Source organism: Nocardia sp. NPDC051052, from assembly GCF_044456045.1.
Lineage (GTDB): Bacteria > Actinomycetota > Actinomycetes > Mycobacteriales > Mycobacteriaceae > Nocardia.
The window spans coordinates 1-10,147 of record NZ_JBITFL010000034.1 but is presented as its reverse complement, the minus strand read 5'-3'; the positions used below and the strand labels follow the sequence as shown (position 1 = coordinate 10,147).

Annotated in this window: 2 protein-coding genes; both read right to left on the bottom strand. The window is 70.5% G+C overall.

Annotated elements, in window-relative coordinates; all coding sequences use genetic code 11:
* A partial coding sequence (locus tag ACIBCN_RS44315) for a type I polyketide synthase (RefSeq protein ID WP_396998871.1) occupies positions 1-1,748 on the bottom strand: 1,748 nt, incomplete at its 3' end.
* A 47-nt stretch (positions 1,749-1,795) separates the two neighbouring features.
* Entirely contained in the window at positions 1,796-10,093 is an 8,298-nt protein-coding gene (locus ACIBCN_RS44310; RefSeq protein WP_396998873.1) for an SDR family NAD(P)-dependent oxidoreductase, read from the bottom strand.
* Between the last annotated feature and the right edge of the window lie 54 nt (positions 10,094-10,147).

Below are 10,147 nucleotides of genomic sequence, written 5' to 3'. Positions count from 1 at the left end.
GATTCGGCGAATACCGGTGAGCTGTCGAGTAGTTCGGCACCCATGCCCGCCCACTGTGAACCCTGGCCCGGGAAGACGAAAACGATCTTGCCCGCCGAGTCGGCCGTGCCCTCGACCGCCGCCGGGTGTGGCGTCCCGTCCGCCAGCGCCCGCAGCCCGGCCAGCAATCCGGTGTGGTCATCACCGACCACCACCGCGCGATGATCCAGCGCCGCGCGCGAGGAGACCAACGACCAGCCGACGTCGGCCGGGTTCGGCTTGTCGAGTGTCATCAGTCGCCGGGCCTGATCGCGCAGTGCCGCAGGCGTTTTCGCAGACAGTGCCCAGGGCGTCGGCGTCGGCGCCGGTGCCTGCCGTGTCGAGTCCGAGACCTCGTGCGCCGCAACCTGTTCGAGGATGACGTGGGCGTTGGTGCCGCTGATGCCGAACGATGACACGCCCGCGCGGCGCGGCCGATCCTGCTCGGGCCACGGCTGGTTCTCGGCGAGCAAGGCGACTTTGCCTGTGCTCCAATCCGCCTCGGTGGTCGGCTCTTCGATGTGTAGCGTGCGGGGCAAGGTGGCGTGCCGCATGGCCATGATCATTTTGATGACACCGGCGACACCGGCGGCGGCCTGGGTGTGGCCGATGTTGGACTTGACCGATCCCAGCCACAGTGGGTGCTCGCGGTCCTTGCCGTAGCTGGCGAGCAGCGCTTGGGCTTCGATCGGGTCGCCGAGCCGGGTTCCGGTGCCATGGGCTTCCACGGCATCCACGTCGGCGGGCCGCAGCCCGGCATTGGTGAGAGCCTGCCGGATGACGCGTTGCTGGGCAGGGCCGTTGGGTGCGGTGAGACCGTTGGAGGCGCCGTCCTGATTGACCGCCGATCCGCGCACGACCGCGAGCACGGGATGGCCATTGCGTCGCGCGTCGGAGAGGCGTTCGAGCAACAGCAGGCCGACGCCCTCGCCCCAGCCGGTGCCGTCCGCGGTGGCGGCGAACGCCTTGCACCGCCCGTCGGTCGACAACCCGCCTTGCCGACTGAACTCGACAAACGTTCTCGGCGTGGACATCACGGTCACGCCACCGGCGAGCGCCATAGTGCACTCGCCGGAGCGCAGCGCCTGCGCGGCGAGATGCAGCGCGACCAACGACGACGAGCATGCCGTGTCGATGGTGACCGCCGGACCCTCGAGACCGAAGGTGTACGAGATGCGGCCCGAGGCGATGCTGCCCGCACTTCCGTTGCCGAGGTGTCCCGACACCTCGTCCGGGACCCGCTCGAAACGTCCCGCGTAGTCGTTGTACATGACGCCGGTGAATACGCCGGTTTTGCTGCCGCGCAACGACATCGGGTCAAGTCCCGCGCGTTCGAGGGTCTCCCACGCGGTTTCCAGCAGTAGTCGCTGCTGCGGGTCCATCGCGAGCGCCTCGCGCGGCGAGATGCCGAACGGTGCCGGGTCGAAATCGGCCGCGTCGTGCAGGAATCCGCCCTCGCGAACGGCGGACGCGCCGGACTCACCACCGAACAACTCGTCGAGCGGCCAGCCACGATCGTGCGGGAACGCCGAAATGGCGTCACTGCCCGAGGACACCAGGTTCCACAGCGCTTCCGGGCTGTCGACACCGCCGGGGAACCGGCATGCCATCGCCACGACCGCGATGGGTTCGCGGTCCCGGTTCTCCACCTCCGACAGGCGTTCCCTCGCCTGCTGGAGATCAGCGGTGACCCGCTTGAGATAGCCGAAGAGCTGTTCCTCTTGCGCCATGCGCACAAACCACCTATCAGTTCGAACGAATTTCGGTACGGACCGTGTCAGAGGTTGCGGTCGATGAACTCCATCAATTCCTCCGGTGTGGTGGCGTCGGCAAGGTCGGTGCCGCGGTGTCCGTTCCCGTTCTCCGCCCAGCGCAGGTTCCAGGCGGTGAGCAGGCTGGTGAGGCGTTCGGCGACCTGCTCGTGGTCCGCCGCCGACTCGACCTGCAGCAGCGTTGCCAACCGGTCCAGTTCGGCGAGCAGAGTGTCGGTGGCCCCGGGCAATTCGTCGTCGAGGAACGCTGCGAGTGCCGTCGGCGACGGGTGGTCGAACGCGAGGGTGGCCGGTAGCGGCACCCCGGTGCGGGCGGTGAGCCGGTTGCGCAACTCGACCGCGGTGAGCGAATCGAAGCCGAGGTCGGTGAAGCTCCGGTGCGGATCGAGCGTGGCGGGGGAGGTGTGGCCGAGCGTCGCGGCGACCTCGGCACGCACCGTGTCGAGCAGCAGAGCGCTGCGCTCCGGGCCGACGACCCCGCCGATCCGATCCCGCAGCGATTCGGTGGCCCGCTCGGTGGATTCGAGTTCGCGCGCGGCCGCGGGCACGAAGCCGCGCAATACGGCGGGAACGTCGGCCGCACCCCGTAGTGCCGCGCGATTCAGCAGCAGCGGGACGACGAGCGCCTCCGCGGAGCCGAGGGCGTCGTCGAACATCGCCAGGCCCTGCTGCGCCGGGATCGGTAACACACCGGTACGTGCCAGGCGGCGATGATCGGCATCCCCGAGCTCACCCGCCATGCCGCCGGTGCCGCCCCACAGGCCCCACGCCAGCGAGAGCGCGGGAAGCCCTCGCTCCCTTCGGATCTCGGCCAGCGCGTCCAGGAACGCGTTCGCTGCGGCGTAATTCGCCTGCCCGGCCGAACCGAGCACGCCGGCGGCGGAGGAGAACAGCACGAATGCCGACAGCTCCAGATCGCGGGTCAGCTCGTGCAGATGCCACGCCGCGTCGGCCTTGGGCGCGAACACGGTCCGCAGGCGTTCGCCCGACTGACCCGCCAGTGTCGCGTCGTCGACTACGCCCGCGCAATGCACCACCGTAGACAGCGGCCACCGCTCGGGCACCGCGGCCAACAACCGGGCGAGCGCCTGCCGGTCCGCGACGTCGCATGCCGCGAACTCCACCTCGGCGCCGAGCTCACCCAATCGGGCGGCCAGGCCGTCGGCGCCGGGAGCGTCGGCGCCACGACGGCTGACCAACAGCAGTCGCCGCACCCCGTGGGATTGGACCACATGCTGTGCGACCAGGCCGCCAAGCGCTCCGCTCGCTCCGGTGATCAGCACGGTGCCGTCCCAGCCTCGGCTGTCGGCGGCGGACAGCACCCGAGGTGTGAGCCGCGGCGCGAAAGCATCGTCCGCGTGCAGCGCGATCTGTGTTTCGCCGGAAGCCACGGCGGCCGCGAGTCGATCGGCGCCGCCGTCCATGTCGACCAATACCAGCCGGCCGGGGTGTTCGACTTGCGCCGATCGCACCAGCCCCCACACCGCGGCGGCGGGCAGGCGGCGGTCCGCATCGCCGGATCTGATCCCCTCGGACACCACGATCAGCCGGGTGGCGGTGCTGGGTTGGCGCGCGAGCCAATCCTGCACGGAATCCAGCACATGTTCGGCCGTGCGACGGGCCGATTCGGCAAGGTCGCCCCGATCCGACTGTCGAACAACGACTTTGAGCAGTGCGACGTCAGCTGGAAGTTCAGTGACGGGCGGCAGCACGACCGGCTGCCAGTCCATCCGCAGGGCGGCGGACGCCCGCGGCCGGACCTCGGCGACCGGCCGCCCGACGAGCGAGGCTACCGAGAGGAGGGGCGCGCCGGATGCGTCGGCCAGGTCGAGCGAAACCTCGTCGGGGCCGCTGTGGACGAGCCTGACTCGGAGCTCACCGCCCGCACTACCATGCAGTGTGATGCCGGACCAGTGGAACGGCAGGTTCGCCTGCGCGTCGGCGTCGACCGCGGTGAGGTGCAGCGCAGCGTCGAACGATGCCGGGTGCACGGCGAAACCGGTTGTGGTGTCGTGCAGCTGAATCGCGGCGAACATCTCGTCGCCGCTGCGCCACGCCGCACGCAGGCCACGGAACGCCGGACCATAGGCGATGCCGGTCTCGCCCATCCGGGCATAGAAATCGGTGAGGTCTACCTGCTCCGCGTCCGCGGGCGGCCACCGGACGGGCTCGACGGGCTCTGCCGCGGATACCGCGTCCAGCACGCCGTCGCAGTGGCGCGCCCATGGCTCGTCGGGTTCCGCGCCCTCCGACCGGGAGAACACCGCGACCGTCCGGCGGCCCTCCGTCGACTCGCCGACCTCGACCCGGATCTGGACGCCTTCGGTGTCGGTGAGGACCAGCGGGACACTCGTGGTGAGCTCCGCCACCCGCGCGCAGCCGGTGCGGCGCCCCGCGTACAGCACCAGATCGACGAACGCCGTACCGGGGAACAACACCGCGTCGTGCACGAGGTGGTCGGCGAGCCACGGCTGGGAGTCCAGTGATACGCGGCCGGTGAACAGTATCCGATCCGACGAAGGGAAGGTCACCGACGCCTTCAGGATCGGATGGTCCGCGCTGTCCAGACCCGCGACACCGAGATCGATGACTCCGGAAGGCTGGTTGTCCAGCCAGAGGTGCCTGCGCTGGAACGCGTAGGTCGGCAGCGGCACCGAGCGTGCATTCGCGTCCGCGAAGTAGTTGTGCCAGTTCGGATTCAGGCCCGCGACAACCAAGTGGCCGAGTGCGGTGGCCAGTGCCACCCGGTCGGGCTGGTCGTGGCGTAGCGACGCGACGGCGGTACCGGTGACATGGGCGGTCAGCGAGCCGGTGGGGCCGATCTCGAGATGCGCGGCCGGGGCGTGCGCCGTGATCGCGGTGAGCGCGTCGGCGAAGCGGACCGGCTGCCGTGCGTGCCGGACCCAGTGCTCGGGATCGGCGAGGGTGGTGGCGTCGATCAGCGCTCCGGTGACGGTCGAGACCATCGGCAGTGTCGGTGCCGAGAACGTCACATCGGCGATGGCGCTGCGGAATTCGACGAGGATCGGCTCCATCAGGGGCGAGTGGAAGGCGTGCGAGACGCGTAGCCACTTGGTCCGGTGCCCGTCGAGGCGTTCGGTGAGTTCCGCGAGCGCGCCGCGATCACCCGACAGCACAACCGAATTCGGGCTGTTGACGGCGGCGATGCCGATGCGGTCGTGGTATCCGTCCAACATGGGCAGGATGTCGCTCTCGGCTATGTCGACGGCCACCATCGCCCCGCCTTCGGGCAACGACTGCATCAACCGGCCGCGGACCGCGATCAGCGCCGCCGCGTCGATGAGGGTGAGCACCCCCGCGATGTGTGCGGCGGCGACCTCGCCGATCGAGTGCCCGGCCACGACGGTGGGTGTGATGCCCCACGATTCCCACAACCGGTACAGGGCAACCTGCAGTGCGAACAATGCGGGTTGCGCATATCTAGTCTGGTTGAGCAGTTCCGCGTCGTCGCCGAAGATTATGTCCCGCAATGGTTCTGGTAGGTGCGGGTCCAGTTGGACGCACACTGCGTCGAACGTCTCCGCGTACACCGGGTAGGCATCGTAGAGGGCGCGGCCCATGCCGAGCCGCTGGGAACCCTGGCCGGAGAACACCATTGCCACTCCGCCCTCGGCGGCACGTCCGGTGATCACCGCTGGGTGCGTGACCCCTTCGGCGAGCGCGCGCAGTGCCGCTACCCGGTCGGTCTCGTCGGCCACGAGGACGACCGCGCGATCCTCGAGTGCCGCCCGGGTGGTGGCCAGTGACCAGCCGACATCGAGCATAGATTCTGCGTCGGCCAACCCTGTCGCCAGCCGAATCGCCTGGGACCGCAACGCGACTGGGCCGCGTCCGGACAGTAGCCACGGCACGACGGGCAGCGCGCGCTGGTCGCCCGTACCGGGCTCGATCGCCGGTGCTTGCTCGAGGATGACGTGTGCGTTGGTGCCACTCACCCCGAAGGAGGAGACCGCCGCGCGGCGGGGCCGGTCGTGCTCGGGCCAGCTCCGCTGCTCGGTGAGCAGCGCGACTTTGCCGGTGTCCCAATCGACTTCGGCGGTCCGCTGATCGACGTGCAGGGTGCGGGGCAGCGTGCCGTGCCGCATAGCCATGATCATCTTGATGATGCCCGCGGCACCGGCGGCGGCTTGGGTGTGGCCGATATTGGATTTCACCGAGCCCAGCCACAGGGGCTCGTGCCGGTCTTGCCCGTAGGTGGCAAGCAGCGCCTGGGCTTCGATGGGATCGCCGAGCCGGGTTCCGGTGCCGTGCGCCTCGACCGCGTCCACCTCGGCGGGGTGCAGACCGGCGTTGGCCAGCGCCTGACGGATCACTCGTTGCTGCGCGGGACCGTTCGGAGCGGTAAGCCCATTGGACGCCCCGTCCTGGTTCACCGCCGAGCCACGCACGACCGCCAGCACCGGATGACCGTGGCGCCGGGCCTCCGAAAGCCGTTCCAGCAGCAACAGTCCGGCCCCCTCGCCCCAGCCGGTGCCATCGGCGGCGTCGGCGAAGGCCTTGCACCGGCCGTCCCCGGACAGTCCGCCCTGCCTGCTGAACTCCACGAACGGAGCGGGCGTCGCCATGATCGTGACACCACCGGCCACCGCCATGTCGCACTCACCCGAGCGCAGCGCCTGCGCCGCGAGGTGCAACGCGACCAGCGACGACGAACACGCGGTGTCGACGGTGACCGCGGGCCCCTCCAAGCCGAAGACATAGGCCACCCGTCCGGAGGCGACGCTGCCCGCGCTGCCGTTGATCAGATAACCCTCGACATCGGCGGGCACGTCGGTCAGCCGGGCGCCGTAGTCGTGGTACATCACACCGGCGAAGACGCCGGTTCGGCTGCCCCGCAACGACATCGGATCGATGCCCGCGCGCTCGAACAGTTCCCAGGAGGTTTCCAGCAGCACCCGCTGCTGCGGGTCCATCGCGAGTGCCTCGCGTGGCGAGATCCCGAACAGATCGGGGTCGAACTCGGCCGCGTCGTACAGGAACGCCCCCTCGCGCGGTGCGGCCGGGTCCCAGCCGCGGTCGGACGGCATGACCGAAACGGCATCGCCCGCGGCGGAAACGAACTGCCAGAACGCCTCCGGACTGCTACCGCCGCCGGGGAACCGGCAGCTCATCGCGACGATGACCACGGGATCGTCGACGAGTTGCCGTGCGGGCACGGTGTCCGGCGCGGTGTCCGCGCGTCCGTACAGCGCCTGCTCGAGGTGTTCGGCGAGCGCGGTCGGGTTCGGGTGGTCGAAGACGACGGTGGCGGGCAGGCGCAGACCGGTCGCGGCATTGAGGCGGTTGCGCAGATCGACGGCGGCGAGCGAATCGAACCCGAGGTCGCGGAACGCGCGCGCCGACGGCACTCCGCCGGCGGCGCTGTGCCCGAGCACCGCGGCCGCGCGGGTCCGGACGAGTTCGAGCAGCACGGTCGCCCGTCGGTCGGCCGGGATGTGCGCCAGTATCGGCGCGTCGTCGTCCAGCCGAGCAGCGGCCCGCCGCACCGGCACCCGAACCAGATCCCGCAGCAGCGGAGGTATCGGCGCGCCGGAAGCGATCAGCGCATCGGGATTCACCCGAACCGGAACCAGCGCGGCGTCGTCGTGCTCGCCGTGCCAGGCCGCGTCGAACAGCGAGAGCGCGGACTCGGTGCGCATCGCGCCGATACCGAGCCGGGCAAGGCGGCTCAGGTCCGTGTCGGTGAGGTCGGCGGTCAGCGCACTCCGTTCGTCCCACAACCCCCACGCCAGCGATACCGCGGGTGCGTCCCGCTGCCGCCGGTAGCGGGCCAGGGCGTCGAGGAAGGCGTTCGCCGCCGCGTATCCCGCCTGCCCGGCGGAGCCCAGAACCCCTGCGGCGGAAGAGAACAGGATGAAGCGGCGGACGTCGTGCTCGTCGGCCAGTTCGTGCAGGTGTACCGCGGCGTCGACCTTCGGCCGCAGGACCGTGTCGAGTTGTTCCGGCGTGAGCGACTCGACGACGCCGTCCGCGAGCGCACCCGCGATGTGCAGCACGGCGGTCACCGGGTGGGTGTCGCGCAGGTCGTCGAACAGTCGCGTCAGCTCGCGCCGGTCGGCGACGTCACCCGCGACGATCTCGGCATGTGCACCCGCGGCCCGCAGCTCGGCGAGCAGCTCGGCGGCGCCGTGCGCGTGCGGGCCCTGCCTGCTGACCAGCAGCAGGCGGCGCACACCGTGTTTGTCGACGAGATGCCGAGCGATGAGACGGCCGAGAGTTCCGGTGCCACCGGTGATCAGGACGGTGCCGTCGACATCGACCGGTTCGTCGGCCGGGCTTGCCGCGCCCGCGCGCACCAGCCGAGGGGACCAGGGCTGGCCCTTGCGCACCGCGATCTGCGGCTCGCCGCTGGCCACCGCGATCGGCAGCCGCTGATACGACGCGTCGGCATCGTCCACGTCGGCGAGGACGAACCGGTTCGGATGCTCGGTCTGGGCCGCGGCCACCATGCCCCAGACGGTCGCGAACCGGGTGGACGCCGGATCGTTCGGAAGCGCCTGCACGGCGTGCCGGGTGACCAGTACCAGCTGGGATTCGTCGAAGAGCAGTTCGGCGAGCCAGTGCCGCAGCAGTTCCGACACCCGCACCGCCTCGTCGCGCGCCTGCGCCGCCGACGGCTCGGTGCCCTCGTCGGGACGCAGGTCGAGGCGGGCGAACACCAGGCTCGGCAGCTCGGCGTCGCCTTCGTCGAACGCCGCGGCCAGCGCGGTGAGTTCGGCCGCGTCCGACACCTCGACGTGCGAGACGATATCCGCGAGTACTACTGAGGCAGGGGTGAATACGGTCCACTCGACGCGCAACAGCGCGTCTCCGTGCCCGGCGCCGAGTCGGGTGAGCCCGGCCAGGTCCACCGCACGCAGCACGAGCGCCTCGGCCCGCGCGACCGGCGCGCCCGTGGTGTCGACGATCGACAGCCGGGCCTCGGTGGGGGAGACGGTGTGCAGATGCACCCGCGCCGCGACAGCTCCGGTGGTGTGCACGGTGAAGTTCCGCCACTCGAACGGCAACACCGATGGCGCGCCGTCCGACGCCGGAGACGCGAGCAGGACGGTCTGTGCTGCCGCGTCGAGCAGTGCGGGGTGCAGGGTGAACCGTTCCGCGGCCGCGCGCTGTTCCTCGGGCAACGCTATCTCCGCGAATACGTCACGGCCCGAACGCCATACGGCGCGCAGGCCCTGGAACGCGGGACCGTAGGAGTAGCCGTGCCGGGCGAGGCGTTCATACACGGTGTCCATCGGCACGGATTCGGCGCCGGGCGTTGGCTGGGCGTCGGACATCGGCTCGGCCGGGTGTGCCGAACGCGTCAACGTGCCGCTCGCGTGCAGAGTCCACGCGTCACCTGCGAGCACGTCCTCCGGCCGAGCGTGGACGGTGACCGTGTGGCGGCCGTCGCCGGTCGCTGAGACCCGCACGCGCAGTTGAATTCCGCCGCGTTCCGGCACCGGCAGCGGCGCGGTGAGGGTGAGCTCCTCGACCAGGTCGCAGCCGACCTCGTCGCCCGCCCGCACCGCCATCTCCAGCACGGCCGTTCCTGGCAGCAGCAGCACACCGGCGACTGCGTGATCGGCGAGCCAGGGGTGGGTTTCGAGCGAGATCCGACCGGTGAGCAGCACTTCCCGCTCGTCCGGCTGGTCGACGCGCGCCGAAAGCAGCGGATGGCGCAGCGCCGTCTGCCCGGCCGCCGCGAGATTCGCCGCGCCGTTGTCCTGGCCGCTCAGCCAATAGCGGGTGTGCTGGAACGAGTAGGTGGGCATGGAGATTCGGCGGGCGCCGGAGAGTTGCGCGGCCCAGTCGACGTCGATGCCGTTGGTCCACGCCGTCGCGGCGGCGATGAGCAGCCGGGTGTGGCCGCCGTCGTCGCGGCGCAGGGTGCCGATGGCGGTGACGGTCGATGCGGATTCCTCGAGCGCCGGGATGAGGACGGGATGGGGGCTCGGCTCGATGAAGATGGTGCGGCCGGAGACCAGGGTTTCGACCGTGGGGTGGAACAGCACCGGCTGCCGGAGGTTGCGAAACCAGTAGTCGGCCGTGAGTTCGGTGCCGTCGAGCGGAGTTCCGGTGACGGTGGAATAGAAGGTGATGTCGCCCTGGCGTGGGCGTACGGGTGCCAGGGCCACGTCGAGCTCGGTTCGAATGGCTTCGACGCTCGGGGCGTGCGAGGCGTAGTCGACGGGGATGCGGCGCACCCGGATCTCGCGCTGCTCCAGGGGCGACAGCAGCTCTTCCAGTGGCTGCCGCGGCCCGGCCACGACCGTGGATTGGGGCCCGTTGAGCGCGGCGATGCTGAGGTCGGGATGGTCGGTGAGGAGGTGTTCGAGGTCCTCGGCGGGCAGGGC